Genomic DNA, 17,429 nt, shown 5'->3' with positions numbered 1-17,429 from the left:
TTGACATAACTGAAAATCTGCATAAATATTTGCTAATTAGTAAGATCACGTCCATTCTGGTTTGATTGTTCATAATGATTAAAATAAATAGCATGGGTTATCAAACTACACTGCAAAACTTTATCGTTAATAGTAGTAAATACCAACAACAGCCTTTTCTACATCAACCCGTCGATGGCCAATGGCATGTATTCTCTTTTACTGATGTCGAGCAACAAGCACGAACTATAGCGGCAGGTTTGCTTGCTCAAGGTTTTCAGCACGGCGATCGAATAGGAATACTATCCAAAAATTGTGCGCAATGGTTTATCGCTGACTTGGCAATAATGATGGCAGGAATGGTAAGTGTTCCTATTTATGCAACCGCAGGTGAAAAGACCATTAGCTATGTTATTGAGCATAGCCAAATGAAGGCTGTTTTTGTCGGTAAGCTAGACTCGTTAGACGCAGCAACGGCAAGTATTCCACCTTCTGTGCTAACTATTGCTTTTCCATATCCAACGGTTACTTGTTCGCACACCTGGCAAACGTGGCTGACTGAGTATCAACCCTTAGCAATTCTTCATCAACCTAAACTTAATGACTGTATGTCCATTGTTTATACCTCAGGTACTACAGGCAATCCGAAAGGGGTTGTGATCAGTCACTTAAATTTAGCATCCGCAGGTCAATGTACAGCTAAGCTCAATAAAACTACCCGTAAAGATAAAGTTTTGTCTTATTTACCGCTAGCTCATATAACTGAGCGTTCTGTAGTTGAAAATGTTGCCTACTATTCAGCATGCCAAGTTTACTTTGTTGAAAGTTTAGCAAGTTTTATCGATGATTTACGCTATGCATCGCCAACTCTTTTTATGTCTGTTCCGCGTTTATGGGCAAAATTTCAAGCGCAAGTTTTACATCAAATACCAGAAAGAAAATTAAATTTCTTATTAAAATTACCCTTTATCGGCCGTATTGTCGCGAAAAAAATCCGTTCCAAGCTTGGCCTTAATAGTGCCACAGTTTTTGCCTCGGGGTCGGCTCCCATTCCATTATCACTATTGCAATGGTTTCAAAGAATCGGCGTTAATATTGGTGAAGGTTGGGGCATGAGTGAAACCTCTGGTTTATCATGTGGAAATTTTCCATTTAACGCTGATTATTTAGGAACCATAGGTCGACCTATTGCTTGTGTTGAAATGAAATTGTCAGCGCAACAAGAAGTAATGATCCGCGGTGACGCGGTATTTGAAGAATATTATTTAAATGCCGATTTAACTGAAGTCGCATTTACTGATGGTTGGTTCCATACCGGCGATAAAGGGGAATTAACTATCGATGGTGCTTATAAAATTATTGGTCGAATTAAAGAAGAGTTTAAAACCTCAAAAGGTAAGTATGTCGCGCCAGGTCCAATCGAGCAAATGTTATGTCGTAATAGCGATATTGAGCAAGTATGCGTGATGGGCCTAGGCATGAAACAACCTATCGCTTTAGTCGTCTTAGGTGAAGGGAAAGATCGTTTTGATAGCCGTATACATCAGGATTTATTAGCGACTCTTACCCAGGTCAATATCGAAGTAGAAAGTCATCAAAGACTTGATTATATCTTTATTTGCGCCGAGTCATGGACAGGTGAAAATGAACTCTTAACACCAACACTGAAACTAAAACGCGATAGCATTGAACAACATTACCTTAAGTTACTGCCTGATATATTTACAGATAAAATTATAGTACAAAGATAAATATTTAAAGGCTATATTATTTAGGCTAACTGTTTGAAAATAATTAAAGATGGTGAATTAACGAGGTATTTTTAGCTAGATAAATTGGATAAAAGCAAAGGTATGAATAGGTTTAGCTAGTTTTATATATTTTAAAGTAGATGTTTTTAATGTATTGATTTAACAATATAATATGGTACCCGGAGCCGGACTTGAACCGGCACGCTTTTCGGCGAGGGATTTTAAATCCCTTGTGTCTACCAATTCCACCACCCGGGCATAGTTATCTAAAAAGATAAGGGGAGTATTTTTATAGTAGGTTGGTACCTACTCTTTATAAATTCACTTGTCATTTTAGTTAAAAATGACTGACAACTTGTCGCAAATTATAAAAAATTGGAGCGGCTAACGAGACTCGAACTCGTGACATTCACGTTGGCAACGTGATGCTCTACCAGCTGAGCTACAGCCGCTTCATAGAGATTTTTTTACTTACTTTATTGGAGCGGTTAACGAGACTACTCTCATCAACATAAGTCGTGGCATTCACTTCGCTTTTGGCAACGTGATGTTCTACCAGCTGACACCAGCCGCTTCATTAGAGCTTTACTACTTTACTTATAAATAAATGGTACCCGGAGCCGGACTTGAACCGGCACGCTTTTCGGCGAGGGATTTTAAATCCCTTGTGTCTACCAATTCCACCACCCGGGCATCGTTATCTAAAAGATAAAGGGAGTTTTTTATAGTAGGTATTGGTAACCTACTTATTCATTTTAGTGAAATTTGGAGCGGCTAACGAGACTCGAACTCGTGACATTCACGTTGGCAACGTGATGCTCTACCAGCTGAGCTACAGCCGCTACGTAGAATATTAATCTTCACTTACTACTTTTACGGTAAAACTTCTTTTAGTCTTACTAACTAAAATTGGAGCGGCTAACGAGACTCGAACTCGTGACATTCACGTTGGCAACGTGATGCTCTACCAGCTGAGCTACAGCCGCTTCATGAGAGCTTTACTTTTTTACTTCCCAATTATCGTTGAAATATGGTACCCGGAGCCGGACTTGAACCGGCACGCTTTTCGGCGAGGGATTTTAAATCCCTTGTGTCTACCAATTCCACCACCCGGGCATAATACAAAATGGAGGCGGATACCAGAATCGAACTGGTGTACACGGATTTGCAATCCGCTGCATAACCACTCTGCCAACCCGCCATTTTGTCAACGATTAATCAATGATATCAATATCAATGAACATTAATGTTTCAACTTAAATTGGAGCGGCTAACGAGACTCGAACTCGTGACATTCACGTTGGCAACGTGATGCTCTACCAGCTGAGCTACAGCCGCTTAATTTAAAGTTTAACAATTACAACATTCTAATAAAACGTTAGTAAGATATGTAACATCACCTTAGCCAGTTCGCTTTACTTGCTGACTCCCTGTCAACGAAAACGCATTCTACATCTAAATATTTTCCAGTCAACACTTAAATTAACTTTTTATCCTAACTGCTTAAAAAGCGAGTTATTTGTTCCATTTTTAACTAAAAGGCTTATTAATCGTCCCATTAGTTATAAGCGATCCTTTGAAAAGCTTATTGCTCTTTTAATTCAGGCCATGCCGCTTTGAAGTAACTCACCCCTGTCGTAACGGTTAAAATGGTCGCAATAGAATAAAAGCCATAAGAAAGGTAGTTAATCACTTCATGTGGCAAATAAAACCAAATTAGTGGGATATCATAATCTGGTTGCCAAATAAGCCCCATAATACCCAGCATTTGCGCTGCGGTTTTATATTTACCCATATTAGAGACAGCAATAACATCACGTTTACCTATAGAAGACATAAATTCACGCAAGGCACTAATAAAGACTTCTCGCGCTATCATGATAATAGCGGCAATAGAAACCAACCAGGAGCTATAGTCCTGTGCAATCATCACTAAGGCAACGACAACCATAAGTTTATCGGCGACGGGATCAATGAAAGCGCCAAAGGCAGAAGATTGATTAAGCTTTCGAGCAAGGTAGCCATCTAATATGTCACTAACGGCTGCTAACCAAAAAACGGCAAATGCACCAAAGTGACTCCACGAAAGTGGTAAATAGAAAATTATCAAGAAAACAGGGATCAAGATGATCCGAAATAAGGTTATTTGGTTAGGTATTGTCCACATCTATTTTTCACTACAAGTGTTTTTCTTTAGTTTACACAAGTTGTTATAGCAGTGCTATCGCTGAATAAGACAAGTAGAACTAAAAATTTTGAATAGCACACTGCAGCGCAAAGCCTTAATGTGTTTTCAAGTGGGGGTTAAAATACAGCGATCGTCGTCTATTTCTCATGTAAAGCATTATGGATTTTTTCAGCAAGCACATGACTAATACCGGGAACTTTAGCTAAAGCGACGACATCCGCTTGCATAACCTCTTGCAACCCGCCTAAAAACTTCAATAAACTTTGGCGTTTTTTAGCACCTATGCCTTCAATTGACTCTAAGCGCGATTTTTTACTGACCTTTTGCCTTTTCGCTCTATGCCCTGTTATGGCAAAGCGGTGCGATTCATCTCGGATATGCTGCACTAAATGTAGTGCCGGCGAGGTTGCTGGTAACGATATAAGTTGATGACTACCCGCCAATATTAAGGTTTCAAGCCCTGGTTTACGAGATTCGCCTTTAGCGACACCAACTAATAACGGCGTCCTTACCAGTGACAACTGATTAAAGAACTCTTCGGCTTTAGCAAGCTGCCCTTTACCACCATCAATAAAGACAATGTCGGGTAACTTTTCTAAAGCACTCTGTTCTTCTGGCTTTACCGGATTAGCTTTTAACTTGCCATAACGTTTATTTAAAGCAAATGCCATAGCTGCATAATCATCCCCAGGCGTTATACCATAGACATTATAGCGACGGTAATCTGTTTTAAGCGGCCCATCATGGGTAAACACCACATTGGAGGCTACTGTCTGCTGTCCCATCGTATGACTAATATCGAAACATTCAATACGGTGAATGCCCTTTTCTAACTCAAACACCTCATTTAAGGCGGCAAAGCGTGCTCGCATTGACTCTTTATGGCTATTACGCGTAACTAGGGCTGTTTGGGCATTAGTACCGGCTAGTTTTAAATACTGAGCTCGTTCACTGCGGGTATTGGTTGAAATTTTAACTTCATAGCCAGCTTGTTCGCTGAGCAGCTTAGCCAAATCTTTTACTTGCTCAATGGATTCCTTGATAACAATTTCTTTAGGAATACTGCCCTGTACTTTGCCATTACTGAGCGTATCATTCGTTAAATAGTGCTGGGCAATAAACGCCTGCAAAATTTCACTGTCACTACTTTCACTGGGTATTGTTGGGAAGTAACTTTTACTACCGAGTATTTTATGGTGCCGGATAAAGAGAAGATGGATACATACTTGAGTTTTTTCACGATATAAACCGACGACATCAAGCTCGGCCACATGGCCACTAACATATTGTTGTTGCTGCACCTTGCGTAATGTTGCGATTTGGTCACGGTACTTAGCTGCAAGCTCAAAATGCAATTCGTTACTCGCCAACTCCATTTTACTAACCAGCTGTTCAATTACCGTTGAGCTTTTTCCTTGCAAGAAGAGTTTGGCTAACTTTACTTGCACTTGGTAATTCTCAACAGTTATTTTATCTACACAAGGCGCCGAACACCGTCCCAACTGGTACTGGAGACATGGCCTAGACCGAGCACGATAATAACTGTCTTCACATTGGCGAATAGGAAATATCTTTTGCATTAAACGTAAACTTTCCCAAACTGCGCCAACCGTTGGGAATGGACCAAAATACTCACCCTTTATTTTTTTACCGCCACGGTGCAAACCTAACTTAGGGTGCTTATGGTCAGTAATGAGTAAATAAGGGTATGATTTGTCATCCCGTAATAAAATATTATATTTCGGCTGATATTTTTTGATGTAATTGTTTTCAAGTATTAGCGCCTCACCTTCGGTGTGAGTAACGGTCACTTCAATAGCAGCAATCTGCTTGACTAATACTTGTGTTTTAACGGAGCCAACATCTTTGCGAAAATAACTTTCTAAGCGTTTTTTTAAATTTTTAGCTTTTCCGACATAAATAACCACCTGCTGGTTATTATACATACGATAAACACCCGCTTGTTCCGTCACTACACGCAAAAAAGCCTCACTATCAAAAAGAGAGGCTTGGTGTTGATCTTTTTTGTCTAAGTCGTCAGTGTTTTTGGCAGGCATTGAGGCGGTAATTCTTAAGAGAGTTATAGCTTTTCAGTTTTCAACATGCCGTGGCGAATGGCTAGGTGTGTTAGCTCAACATCGTTACTCACAGTAAGCTTTTCAAACATACGGTAACGGTAACTGTTAATCGTTTTACTACTTAAGTTAAGGTGTTCAGATATTGCCGGTACTTTATCGCCACGAGTAATCATGATCATGATCTGTAATTCACGATCGGATAAGCTATTAAAAGGATTTTCTTCGGCTGATTTAAACTGGCTTAATGCCATCTTCTGTGCGATATCTGAAGGAAGGTAACGTTTACCACTATGAACAGCACGGATAGCGGTAACCATTTCATCAGGACCGGCGTCTTTGGTTAAGTAGCCTGCTGCGCCCATTTGCATGACTTTACTTGGGAACGGATCTTCGGAATGCGCAGTTAAGACAATTATTTTAACATCAGGGGCCATGCGTAAGATTTTTTTAGTCGCTTCAAGACCGCCCATACCAGGCATGTCCATATCCATGAGCAGCACATCAGGCTCACTCTGGCGACAGAATTTAATGGCCTCTTCGCCTGTTTCACATTCGCCAATAACACATAGCCCTTTAACGCTCGTTAAAATCTTATTTATACCAACACGAACAAGGTGATGATCATCAACCAATAAAACATTTATCACGCAAGGTAACCTTAATTAAATATGAGAGGTTGCAAGAGTATAGCGAAATCGAGGAATATTCAATGGAATATTCTGAAGTTCCATTAACGTTAGAGCGTTGTTAAAGATAAATAACTACACTATACAAGCACTTGCTAACTGGGGTTAATTATGAGTAAGTGCCTGCACTAAAGCTTATTGTTTTTAAGCCAGCTATTTAATAACCCTACTTGACCATTTTTATAAGCTGCATAGGTTAACCTTACCGCATTGCTTAAGATAACACTGTCAGACCAGTTAGTTTGTTCGCTGATCAGCTGATAACATTCCTTCGCCTCAGGTGACAAATAGCCACGCATTTCCTGCAAGCCACGCTCTTTTTGCTTATCTCGGTAGCGCTTTTGTTTTGCCGCATTGCTCATCGCAACTTTTTTTAAGGGGTGTTCACTGGTTTGCTTAGACGATTGGTCATTAACCTGTTCAGCTTCTTTCATCTTATTTTCATTTTATTTTCATTTTAAAAGCCTATAGTCACGTATAACAAAGCCATAATCAAGGTCAGAATAAAATTTGATTTAATACAAATAAATTTAAATTTTTAACTGTTCCGAGTTGTTTAGTGTACAAGTGTACGCTAGAGTAACCCTCTAAAATTTATTATCGGATTATCAGCTATTATGGCTATGCCACAACAAAACTCATACAGTAAAGAAGATCTAGTAAAAGCAGGCACAGGTGAATTATTTGGTGAGGGTAACTCACAACTTCCTTCTGATAACATGTTAATGATGGATCGCATTGTCACTATCTCTGAAGAAGGTGGTGACTATGGTAAAGGTTACATTTTAGCCGAATTAGACATTACTCCTGACTTATGGTTTTTTGATTGTCACTTTAAAGGTGATCCGGTAATGCCGGGTTGTTTAGGCTTAGATGCTATGTGGCAACTTGTTGGATTTTTCTTAGCTTGGACTGGTGGTCCAGGTAAAGGGCGAGCTCTAGGTGTAGGTGAAGTGAAATTTACTGGCCAAATATTACCAACGGCTAAAAAGGTTACTTTCAAAATTGACTTTAAACGTGTTATTAAGCGTAGACTTTACATGGGTCTTGCTGACGGTACTGTAAGTGTAGATGGTCGTGTAATCTATACGGCAAAAGATCTTAAAGTAGGATTGTTTACTGATACCAGTAAGTTTTAACCTGACTTAAAATTTTATCGCCAAAGCAATAAAATTTATAAAAAAAAAGCCCTGCAATTTGCGGGGCTTTTTAACACATCAATTTCAATACTTTCTTTCTGTTCTTTTCTTTCTGTTCTTTTCTGTTCTTTCTGTTCTTTTCTTTCTGTTCTTTCTATATTCGATATTCGATATTCGATATTCGATATAAATAACGGTTGAACTGTTGTTGATAAAACAAGTAATTGTTTATTTAAACAGCCCTTGATGTTTATCTTCTATGGCCTCTCGCCATCCGCCAAGCCATTGTGACTTTATTTCATCATTTTGGTACGGGCAATGTTCCTTAGAACGACCAGATATACCTGCTTGGTAACCTCTTGTGTGTGCCCTATTTTGGCGATCGCGTTTTTGCCGCTTCATCATAAATACACGCTCCTTGGTTATCCGCAAACGGAATACCAATAACAGTTGTAATAAGTCAGTTTTAACACGCAACACTCAATAACTATTCAACTGATACTGTATAACTACTTTAATGATAGCTGAAGAAAGCTGAATATCAATACTTTCTCTGACTAAAATACCAGCAAAAAAAAAGCACTTCATGAGTGCTTTTTTTATGCTTAATAATCAGTGATTAAGCCATTATCTATTTAGCGATTAGCTTTTTTACGTCGAATACCGAACAAAGCCAATAGTGACAGTAAGACAAAACCATTAAAACTAGCCCCTTGTCTTTCTACTTTATCTTCTTCAGAGCCACAGTCGTCAACTTCACCAGCAATAGGGTTAAGTAATACCGCACGAGCAACATCAATCATTACCGGGTTACCACTATCATCCAGTATTGGCTCACCTAAGGCATCATAGCTTTTAGATTTAACTATTGCAGTAGCTGATATCTGGCCTTCATCGTTAATATCATTGGCTTCTAAAACATCATAAGCTGAGTTACAGGTTAATAAATCATTCAGATTAATCATCTCTGGTGTATCACTTGCGGTGTCATAGAGAAAGCCGACCGTACGGCGTGGATTTTGAGGGCTCGCATTATGCGTATCAACTTCTGCTTTACCAACAATAACGCCAGCGCTATTAACCGCAGCTGCAGAACTTATTGAAGTATTGAAAAAGTCCTTTGGCATGATCATTTCCATTTCACTATCAGGAACATTAGTATCAACATAAAATAGCTTTTTCACCCCGGATTCAGTGTTGTGAGTATAACCCACCACTAAGCCACTATCGTTAATATCATGAGCACGAGAGAATGAAAAAATAGTACTATAGTTTGGCAAATAAACTTCTCGATTAAAGTCAAATACCTGCTTATTACCTTCAGCATCCTCTTTAAAAATAACCGCATAGGAGCCAGACATTCGTTCATTTACTACAGGTTCACCAACATCAGGGTTATTCCAGCCATGAGAATAACCCACCGCAACGCCATTGTTATTAACGGCTAGTGCTTGACTAGAGAAACCTCGTTTGTCATCGGCATGTGGCGTGACTAATAAGCCAAGCCCTTCAGTATTTTCTAACTCACCTGTCGCTGATATCGTCGCCTTAAATGCCTGAATATGGTACATACCGGCTTGGTGATCCTGTATACATATGTCATAAGGTACATTAAACCTATTTGGCTCTACACAACCTAACGCAGGATCGAGGATATCTTCTTCTCGGCCTTCACTTAACTTGTAACTGCTATAACCAACCGCAGTGTTGGTATCATTCATATCAAATAACGCTGAAATACCACCGCCATATTCAGAGTAGATTGGCGTTAGGGGCAAGATAGTTGCGCCATTATCTAGGGAGTAAAAACCGCGTTGGCCATGTGCACGTAACCAAAAATCACGAAGTTCCCCAGCGCTGTCAGTAAAGTCTGGATTGGTTATCGGTAAGTAAGCAGCCGTTGCGGTACCAAAAATAACGTTACTGTCGCTAATACCTTTAACAGCATCATCGGTTGATCGGGTTAATACCCCCGTACAAGGACTGCCGCTAAAATCCGTATCAAATACGCATAACTCTACTGATTGACTACCCGCACCGAAGTTAACTAGGGCAGCTTTATCAGCAACCATTTGATATTCATAATATGGATTTAAGTTACCATTGTCATTCATACCTTGCAGGTACATCTTTGACCACGCTAGGTCATTGGCGGTAGGATCACCCGCTTTTAAGGCATCAAAGTCTTCAATCGGCTCAAGGCCAAAATAATAATCATGGCCGACCTGAGCATTATATTGGATTTGATTAAAATCATTATCATTCAGGTAGTCAAATTGCACAGGAAAGTTAAAAGAGTTCGCTCCTGAAACCGCTATTAAACCATTGATATTTAGCTTACCGCCATAAGTATATCCAATAGCTTCTTTATCAACTTCAATGACTTCATAAGTAGCGGCATGGCTATAATTAATAGCGCTAAGGCTTAAAGCACTAGTCACTCCTAACGCGAGTATATTTTTTGCAAATGACTTCATTCTACTTGATTACTCTTTATGGTTGTTCGCTTTAACTCGTTTTAGTTATTTAAAATAAAACAAATCAAATACTATTATTATTAAGTCTATATTAAAGACAATACTTTAACGCAATGACGCGGTAGCTTAAACGAATGGCCAATGCTTTAAAGTATTCTTTTGCTATTGTTTTGTAACGGCTTCACTAATGCAATGTTATTGCTCATCTAACTCTTGCCATCTGGCATAGACAGCTTCAAGGTTCGACTCTATTTCTGCCAGCTGGTTCAAAACTTTTTGTGTTATTTTTTCTTCTTGACTGAAAAAGTCCGCATCATTGACTTGTGCTTGTAATTCATTAATCGAATTTTCTAATTCATCAATTTTTTCAGGCAGCGCTTCAAGTTCACGCGCCTCTTTAAAAGATAACTTTTTCTTATTAGTCACAGACTCTGTGGCAGTATTCTGCGCTTGCTTACTTTTGTCTTCAGTTTCTTTGTTTTTCTGCTGAGCGCCTTCGGCCATACTTTGACGTTGTGTTTCTTTAAGCGCAAGGTAATCATCAACATCATCATAACCACCAACAATCTGATTTACCTGCCCTGTACCATCAAAATACAAACAAGTATTCACACAGTTATTGACGAAATCACGATCATGGCTCACTAAAATAACGGTTCCAGCATAATTTGCAACAACTTCTTCAAGCAACTCTAAAGTTTCAATATCAAGATCGTTGGTCGGCTCATCGAGAATAAGTAAGTTACTTGGACGTAAAAATAATCGCGCCAGTAATAATCTATTCTTCTCGCCACCTGATAACGCTCTAACCGGAGTACGAGCTCTTTTAGGACTGAATAAGAAGTCTTGTAGATAACCTAATACATGGCGAGATCTACCATTAACCATCACCTCTTGTTTACCTTCACCGACAATTTCTTGCACGGTTTGATTTAAATCAAGGGCTTCGCGATGCTGATCAAAGTAAGCGATTTCTAGATTAACACCTGAGCGCATTTTACCACTGGTTGCCGCTTGAGTTTCCATGATAAGTTTAATCAAGGTTGATTTACCGGTACCGTTAGCCCCTATAAACGCTAACCTATCATTACGCGTAATAAGTAGATTGAGGTTTTCAATAACAACGTTATCACCAAAGGCAACTGTGACGTCTTCAGCTTCAAAGACCAACTTACCAGAACGATCACCTTGAGTAATATTCATGGTGTTTTGGTTACGCACATCACGACGGTCGGTACGTTCTTTACGTAATTTTTCTAGAGAGCGAACACGACCTTCATTACGGGTACGTCGGGCTTTAACCCCTTGACGTATCCACACTTCTTCTTCGGCTAGTTTTTTATCAAATAAAGCGTTTTGCTGCATTTCTACTTGTAAATCATGCTGCTTTTGCTCGATATATAAATCATAATTACCAGGGTAGCTTTTCAATTTACCACGATCAAGATCTAAAATACGAGTAGATAAGCCACGAATAAACGCCCTGTCATGGCTAATAAATATGATAGTGCCGGCAAAGTCTTTTAAAAACTTCTCCAACCATAAAACACTTTCAATATCCAAATGGTTAGTTGGCTCATCAAGTAATAAAATATCAGGGCTAGTAACTAATGCTTTAGCCAACGCTACTTTACGTAACCAACCACCCGATAAGTCGCAAATTCTAGCATCTGGATCTAACGATAACGTAGTCATGGCTTGATCAATGCGCTGTTCGTCTAGCCAAGCATTGGCTTTTTCAAGCTCTTCTTGCACGTTTGCTAACTTGTTGAGGTTTTTGTCACTTGGGTCTTCGCCAATCAAGTGAATTAAGGCGTGATAACGACGGATAAGTTCGGCGTTTTCTTTTACCCCTTCAGCAACAAAATCAAAGACACTGATTTCAGACGATTCTGGTGGATCTTGCTCTAACATAGACATTTTCATGGTACTAGACTTTAAAATCTGACCATCGTCTAGACCTTGCTTGCCCATTAATATCTTCATTAAAGTAGACTTACCGGCACCATTGCGACCAACTAAACAAATACGTTCGCCCGTTTGTATACTTAACTCTGCTTTATCTAATATTTTATCTTCGCCGAAGGCAAGCTCACCATTGGCTATTCTTAATAATTCCATAATTCTTCTTAACTTCTAATAAATTCTAATAAATTCTAATAAATTCTAATAATTAGCTAATAATTTACTAATTATTGCTACAGGCTGAATTGCTCAACTTGTGTTTGGGTAAAAGGCCAAAACAACTTAATGTTTTTGCTGCTGTCTTGCGCTAGCTTTTCCAGTACGGGAATATGTACACCATACAATTCAACCAATGTTTGCTCTTCATGAGCAACACGTTCGTTTTCTATAATATCAATTTCAGTGAGCTGTGCTCTTGGTAGTACAGCCAAACAAATAGCCAAAGCCTGCTCACATAAATGACAGCCTTCGCTGCCATATAAATTATATTTATTCATTACTTAGGTAGCTTTGCGCTTAATAGACCAGCTGTTATGAATATGCTTATTACGGGCAAAATCTTTATCACGAGTAACCTCTGACATGGCCTCTGCACTTAAACCCAATTTATCTAACGCATCAAAATCAATTTTGAAATTACGCTTGTTATTAGTGAAAAATATTTCGCCACCTCTATTGAGTGACTTCAATGCATCGTCTAATAACGCCACGTGATCTCGCTGGACATCAAAGCTATCTTCCATACGTTTAGAATTTGAGAAGGTTGGTGGATCAATAAAAATCACATCAAATTTATGAGTGTTCTTTTTCAACCAGTCTAAACAGTCTGCTTGAATAAATTCATATTTATGGCCGCTTAATTTATTCAAAGCAAAATTATCTTGTGCCCAACTAAGGTAAGTCTTTGACATATCAATCGTGGTCACTGATAACGCACCATGTACAGCAGCCTGTACTGAAACCGAGCCGGTATAGGCAAACAAATTAAGTAATGACTTACCTTGAGATTTTTTCGCCACTATCTGACGCGTTTTACGATGATCTAAAAATAAACCGGTATCGAGGTAATCCCATAAATTAATCTTAAACTTGGCACCATGTTCATTAATAGTAAGAGATTGCTTCGACTTGTCTAAACGTTGATATTGATTGCTGCCCTTTTGCTTAGCGCGCGTTTTCAACACAACTTTATCCGTTGGAATACCTAATACTTTAGGTGCCCAATAAATAATTTCTTGTAGACGTTTCTTGGCTTTTTGTTCATCAATCGTTTTTGGTGCGGCATATTCTTGTATAACTAAATACTCACCATAAATATCAACAGCTGCATTATATTCAGGAATATCACCGTCATATAAACGATAGGCTTCAATCTCATTTGATTTTAACCAGCCTTTTAAATTTTTACGGTTTTTCTTTAGGCGGTTAGCAAAAGCGCTATCTTCCTCAGAAAAATCAGATTGCGGGTTTACCGCATCTTTAGCCCTTTGCTTTTCATCTACATTATACAAGGCTAATTGACAATCTAACGGGCCATTCTTAAATTTGTAACGCTTGAAGCTAGACAGTTTCAACATAGCGAGTAAATCTATGTTCGCGGTTAATATGGCCACTCGCCAATCCATAAACTGCGTTTTAAGTTTTTGACCAAACAAAACAAAGTTTTCTACTAGCTCAGGTAACTCACCAATACGTTCACCATAAGGAGGGTTAAATAACACGGTACCCGGCCCGCCAAAGGTGTTATTCATATCGTTGGTATTTTTACAGGAGAACTCAATATATTGCTGTAAATGCGCATTACGGGCATTTTGTTGTGCCGTCCTTAATACCCGAGAATCAATATCAACGCCAAATACTTTAACGCCTTTAAGCGTAGCTAGGGATTGTTCAGAACTTTCTATGGCTCTCGCTAACTGCTCTTCCCAGATGTCATTATCATGGGTTAGCCAAGATTCAAAACCCCATGATGCCCGATTAAGGGCCGGTGCTTGTTTGGCTGCCATCGAAACAGCTTCAATTAAAATGGTGCCTGAGCCACACATAGGGTCAACCAATGGCTTAGTGGTATCGTTTAACCAACCCGAACGTATTATAAGCGCGGCAGCTAAATTTTCTTTTAACGGTGCAGCACCACTGTGCTCGCGATAACCACGTTGGAATAAACCTCGACCAGAGAAATCAAGAAATATGTGGATGTGGTCTCTTAGTAAACGCGCTTGAAAACTAATTTGTGGCGATTTTTTATCGACATTAGGACGTTCATAACCTTGCTCTCTAAACTGATCAACTATCGCATCTTTAATCGTTAAGCCACCAAACTGGCTATTACGGATTTCTTCACTGTAGCCAACAAAGTCTATGGCAAAGGTTGTTGTTGAATTAAAAATATCAGGCCAATTAATTGAGCTTGCTGCTTTAAACAATTCGTCTTTATCTTTCGCTTCACCCTCACCTAATTTAAGCATGATACGCGTAGCAAGACGAGTCCAAAGCGAAATCTTATAGCCTAACGCTAAAGAAGCTTGAAAATAAACGCCTTCTGGTTTTTGTACAACACGGTCTGCGCCGAGGTTTTTTATTTCATCGAACAGTAAAACTTCAATACCTGGAGAGGTTAAAGCTAAAAATTGGTGCATGGATTCTTTCATGGTGAATTTCCGGAGTAAGCAGCAGAGTAATCTATGGGCGCGATTATATACGCAAACACCAGCTACATAAACAAAAGTTAACTTTAACTACCCGAAACTGCCTGCTTTTCACCCGTAACGAGCAACATTCAAGCGAACAGAATTATTTTTATAAAAGCGCTTGCTTTATCGATGCGCTATCCTTAATATACGCCTCGCTTTCAAGGAGTAACCTTTTTGAAAGAAACTTCTCGCAATAAGAAGTAAAATATTGTGGCTTGTTTAAATATTACTAGTAATAGTGAAGTTTAAACCATTCGGACGCGGGATGGAGCAGTCTGGTAGCTCGTCGGGCTCATAACCCGAAGGTCGTCAGTTCAAATCTGGCTCCCGCAACCAACTTTACTCAAGTATAAAGAGTAAATTCTTAAGTTTGAATTAAAACAACTTGGCTTGTTTAAGTTAACCACTTAAACCATTCGGACGCGGGATGGAGCAGTCTGGTAGCTCGTCGGGCTCATAACCCGAAGGTCGTCAGTTCAAATCTGGCTCCCGCAACCAACTTCGCTTAAGTATAAAAAGCAGGTCGTCAGTTCCCTCTTCATAAGATAAGGGCTCCAACAACCAATTCTCTGATAATAGAATTAAAACAATTATCGGCTTGTTTAAGTTCACCACTTAAACCATTCGGACGCGGGATGGAGCAGTCTAAAAGTTCAACCTCGTCGGGCTATTCACTATAGATAGCCGAAGGTCGTCAAGTTTGTTATCAAATCTGGCTATCGCAACCAACTTTACTCAAGTATAAAGAGTAAATTCTTAAGTTTGAATTAAAACAACTTGGCTTGTTTAAGTTAACCACTTAAACCATTCGGACGCGGGATGGAGCAGTCTGGTAGCTCGTCGGGCTCATAACCCGAAGGTCGTCAGTTCAAATCTGGCTCCCGCAACCAACTTCACTTAAGTATAAAGAGTATTCCTTAGTTAAAATTTAAACTCCCCCTAATTTTTAAAATCTCCAAGCATAAGCTCGTCGGGCTATCACTTATAAATAGCCGAAAGTCGTCATTGTCTTACCAAATCTGGCTCCCGCAACCAACTTCACTTAAGTATAAAGAGTATTCCTTAGTTAAAATTTAAACTCCCCCCTAATTTTTAAAATCTCCAAGCATAAGCTCGTCGGGCTATTACCTTTCCTAATAAGAAATATAGCCGAAAGTCGTCATTGTCTTACCAAATCTGGCTCCCGCAACCAATTCCCATATTCCCTTAGTTTTATACTCCAAGCATAAGCTCGTCTGCCTGTTACCGATATAAACCCTCACTCCCCTTTTTTTAACAATTATCTTCTACTCCATTTAGTCATTGTCATTTTATCTTTCTTATTGAATAAAAACGTTAAGGTAAATATAGTGTTGCCATTAGCACGATTGATTTATACCAATAATTTACTCGATTACTTTACCTAAAGAATAAACAAGGATTTTTATGGCAGGTGCAAGTTTACTAACCTTATTAGATGATATTGCTATGCTACTCGATGATGTTGCTGTTTTATCTAAGGTGGCGGCTAAAAAGACGGCCGGGGTTTTAGGTGATGACTTAGCCGTTAATGCCGAGCAGCTTTCTGGTGGTTTAAAAGCCGATAGAGAGTTGCCCGTTGTTTGGGCGGTATTTAAAGGCTCTATGCTTAATAAAGCGATTATAGTTCCTATTGCCCTGATGCTTAGTTATTTTTTACCTATCGTAATTATGCCTTTATTAATGCTAGGCGGTGCCTATTTATGTTATGAGGGCTTTGAGAAGGTTTGGCATAAATTCAGCCATAAAGATGAACACATAGAGCAACATGAAAAGCGTGTTGCTGCCCTTCAAGATGAAAACATCGACATTACCCTTTATGAAAAAGATAAAATCAAAGGCGCTATTCGGACTGATTTTATTCTTTCTGCAGAAATAATCATTATTGCTTTGGGCACTGTGGCAGACAAGCCAATTACTACTCAAATTGCCGTGTTAGTTTTTATCGCCATTTTGATGACCATAGGTGTTTACGGCTTAGTTGCCGGTATTGTCAAAATTGATGATGGCGGCTTTTTATTGATTAAAGATAAATCAATGAACCTCTGGGGAAAAGCCAAACGTGCTTTGGGACACTTTATGATTGCATTTGCACCTAAACTCATGAAGTTATTAGCCTTTGCTGGAACAATCGCTATGTGGCTCGTTGGGGGTTCATTGATAACCCATGGTGTTCCCGCTTTTCATCACCTCATTGAATCAGCGATATTCTTTGCTAGTAAGCTGCCACTATTTTCAGGGCTGTTGGTGGCAATTACCCCGTTGCTAATCGACTTATGCGTTGGCTTTATTTTAGGTGCTGTATTGGTATTTTTTTCTTTAGCGGTAATGAAAGTCGTTAAACAAAAGAGTAACTAGAAGAAGTCTAGTTACAGATGAGCAGACTATTAGTTAATAAGCGTTTAGCCAAAGTGCATAAATAATGCACCTTGGCTAATGCTTTGAAGTTGATCAT

General features: G+C 39.2%; 12 protein-coding genes and 11 tRNA genes. 6 read left to right on the top strand and 17 right to left on the bottom strand.

Annotated elements, in window-relative coordinates; all coding sequences use genetic code 11:
* Positions 1-74: 74 nt before the first annotated feature.
* The gene (locus tag F580_RS0102985) at positions 75-1,730 is read left to right on the top strand and encodes an AMP-binding protein (protein ID WP_019026206.1); all 1,656 of its coding nucleotides are present in this window, start codon (positions 75-77) and stop codon (positions 1,728-1,730) included.
* 173 nt (positions 1,731-1,903) lie between these two features.
* On the opposite strand, the gene F580_RS0102980 is transcribed toward F580_RS0102985, so the two are convergent.
* The 12 genes from F580_RS0102980 to F580_RS0102925 all read right to left on the bottom strand — a co-directional run bounded on the left by F580_RS0102980 (position 1,904) and on the right by F580_RS0102925 (position 7,116).
* Positions 1,904-1,988: transfer RNA gene (locus F580_RS0102980), tRNA-Leu, on the bottom strand.
* Between the two features lie 118 nt (positions 1,989-2,106).
* Positions 2,107-2,182, bottom strand: a tRNA-Gly gene (locus tag F580_RS0102975).
* A 156-nt stretch (positions 2,183-2,338) separates the two neighbouring features.
* Positions 2,339-2,423, bottom strand: a tRNA-Leu gene (locus F580_RS0102970).
* 73 nt (positions 2,424-2,496) lie between these two features.
* Positions 2,497-2,572: transfer RNA gene (locus F580_RS0102965), tRNA-Gly, on the bottom strand.
* A gap of 68 nt (positions 2,573-2,640) precedes the next feature.
* Positions 2,641-2,716, bottom strand: a tRNA-Gly gene (locus F580_RS0102960).
* 45 nt (positions 2,717-2,761) lie between these two features.
* Positions 2,762-2,846: transfer RNA gene (locus tag F580_RS0102955), tRNA-Leu, on the bottom strand.
* Positions 2,847-2,857: 11 nt separating this feature from the next.
* A tRNA-Cys gene (locus F580_RS0102950) sits at positions 2,858-2,931 on the bottom strand.
* Positions 2,932-2,992: 61 nt separating this feature from the next.
* A tRNA-Gly gene (locus F580_RS0102945) sits at positions 2,993-3,068 on the bottom strand.
* A gap of 247 nt (positions 3,069-3,315) precedes the next feature.
* Positions 3,316-3,897, bottom strand: coding sequence for a CDP-diacylglycerol--glycerol-3-phosphate 3-phosphatidyltransferase (gene pgsA / locus F580_RS0102940; protein WP_019026205.1), 582 nt, complete (start codon positions 3,895-3,897; stop codon positions 3,316-3,318).
* 158 nt (positions 3,898-4,055) lie between these two features.
* Positions 4,056-5,975: an excinuclease ABC subunit UvrC gene (uvrC, locus tag F580_RS0102935; protein WP_019026204.1), complete on the bottom strand. Its 1,920-nt coding sequence runs from the start codon at positions 5,973-5,975 to the stop codon at positions 4,056-4,058.
* Between the two features lie 23 nt (positions 5,976-5,998).
* Positions 5,999-6,643, bottom strand: a complete 645-nt coding sequence (uvrY, locus tag F580_RS0102930) for a UvrY/SirA/GacA family response regulator transcription factor (RefSeq protein WP_019026203.1) — start codon at positions 6,641-6,643, stop codon at positions 5,999-6,001.
* A 167-nt stretch (positions 6,644-6,810) separates the two neighbouring features.
* The gene (locus tag F580_RS0102925; protein WP_019026202.1) at positions 6,811-7,116 is read right to left on the bottom strand and encodes a hypothetical protein; all 306 of its coding nucleotides are present in this window, start codon (positions 7,114-7,116) and stop codon (positions 6,811-6,813) included.
* Between the two features lie 189 nt (positions 7,117-7,305).
* Between F580_RS0102925 and fabA the strand changes: the two genes are divergently transcribed.
* Positions 7,306-7,821: a bifunctional 3-hydroxydecanoyl-ACP dehydratase/trans-2-decenoyl-ACP isomerase gene (fabA, locus tag F580_RS0102920; RefSeq protein ID WP_019026201.1), complete on the top strand. Its 516-nt coding sequence runs from the start codon at positions 7,306-7,308 to the stop codon at positions 7,819-7,821.
* Between the two features lie 228 nt (positions 7,822-8,049).
* Here the strand turns inward: fabA and rmf are convergent, their stop codons facing one another.
* The 5 genes from rmf to rlmKL all read right to left on the bottom strand — a co-directional run bounded on the left by rmf (position 8,050) and on the right by rlmKL (position 14,914).
* Entirely contained in the window at positions 8,050-8,223 is a 174-nt protein-coding gene (gene rmf / locus F580_RS0102915; RefSeq protein WP_026301211.1) for a ribosome modulation factor, read from the bottom strand.
* Between the two features lie 233 nt (positions 8,224-8,456).
* Positions 8,457-10,298 carry a DUF3466 family protein gene (locus F580_RS0102910; protein ID WP_019026199.1) on the bottom strand — a complete coding sequence of 614 codons (1,842 nt, stop codon included), beginning with the start codon at positions 10,296-10,298 and terminating at the stop codon, positions 8,457-8,459.
* Between the two features lie 195 nt (positions 10,299-10,493).
* Entirely contained in the window at positions 10,494-12,419 is a 1,926-nt protein-coding gene (gene uup, locus F580_RS0102905) for an ATP-binding cassette ATPase Uup (protein WP_019026198.1), read from the bottom strand.
* 77 nt (positions 12,420-12,496) lie between these two features.
* Positions 12,497-12,760 carry a glutaredoxin family protein gene (locus F580_RS0102900; protein WP_019026197.1) on the bottom strand — a complete coding sequence of 88 codons (264 nt, stop codon included), beginning with the start codon at positions 12,758-12,760 and terminating at the stop codon, positions 12,497-12,499.
* A gap of 3 nt (positions 12,761-12,763) precedes the next feature.
* Complete coding sequence (gene rlmKL, locus F580_RS0102895; protein WP_019026196.1) at positions 12,764-14,914, bottom strand: bifunctional 23S rRNA (guanine(2069)-N(7))-methyltransferase RlmK/23S rRNA (guanine(2445)-N(2))-methyltransferase RlmL; 2,151 nt, start codon at positions 14,912-14,914, stop codon at positions 12,764-12,766.
* 301 nt (positions 14,915-15,215) lie between these two features.
* Between rlmKL and F580_RS0102890 the strand changes: the two genes are divergently transcribed.
* The 4 genes from F580_RS0102890 (at position 15,216) to F580_RS0102875 (ending at position 17,332) form a co-directional block, all read left to right on the top strand.
* A tRNA-Met gene (locus F580_RS0102890) sits at positions 15,216-15,292 on the top strand.
* A gap of 85 nt (positions 15,293-15,377) precedes the next feature.
* Positions 15,378-15,454 (top strand) — tRNA-Met (locus tag F580_RS0102885).
* A 315-nt stretch (positions 15,455-15,769) separates the two neighbouring features.
* Positions 15,770-15,846: transfer RNA gene (locus F580_RS0102880), tRNA-Met, on the top strand.
* A 535-nt stretch (positions 15,847-16,381) separates the two neighbouring features.
* On the top strand, positions 16,382-17,332 hold the full coding sequence (locus tag F580_RS0102875) for a DUF808 domain-containing protein (RefSeq protein ID WP_019026195.1): 951 nt from the start codon (positions 16,382-16,384) through the stop codon (positions 17,330-17,332).
* The last annotated feature ends 97 nt before the right edge of the window (positions 17,333-17,429 follow it).

Origin of the sequence: Colwellia piezophila ATCC BAA-637, assembly GCF_000378625.1 — a bacterium.
GTDB lineage: Bacteria > Pseudomonadota > Gammaproteobacteria > Enterobacterales > Alteromonadaceae > Colwellia > Colwellia piezophila.
The sequence above is the reverse complement of the archived record's forward strand: the minus strand, read 5'-3'. Positions and strand labels throughout refer to the sequence as shown.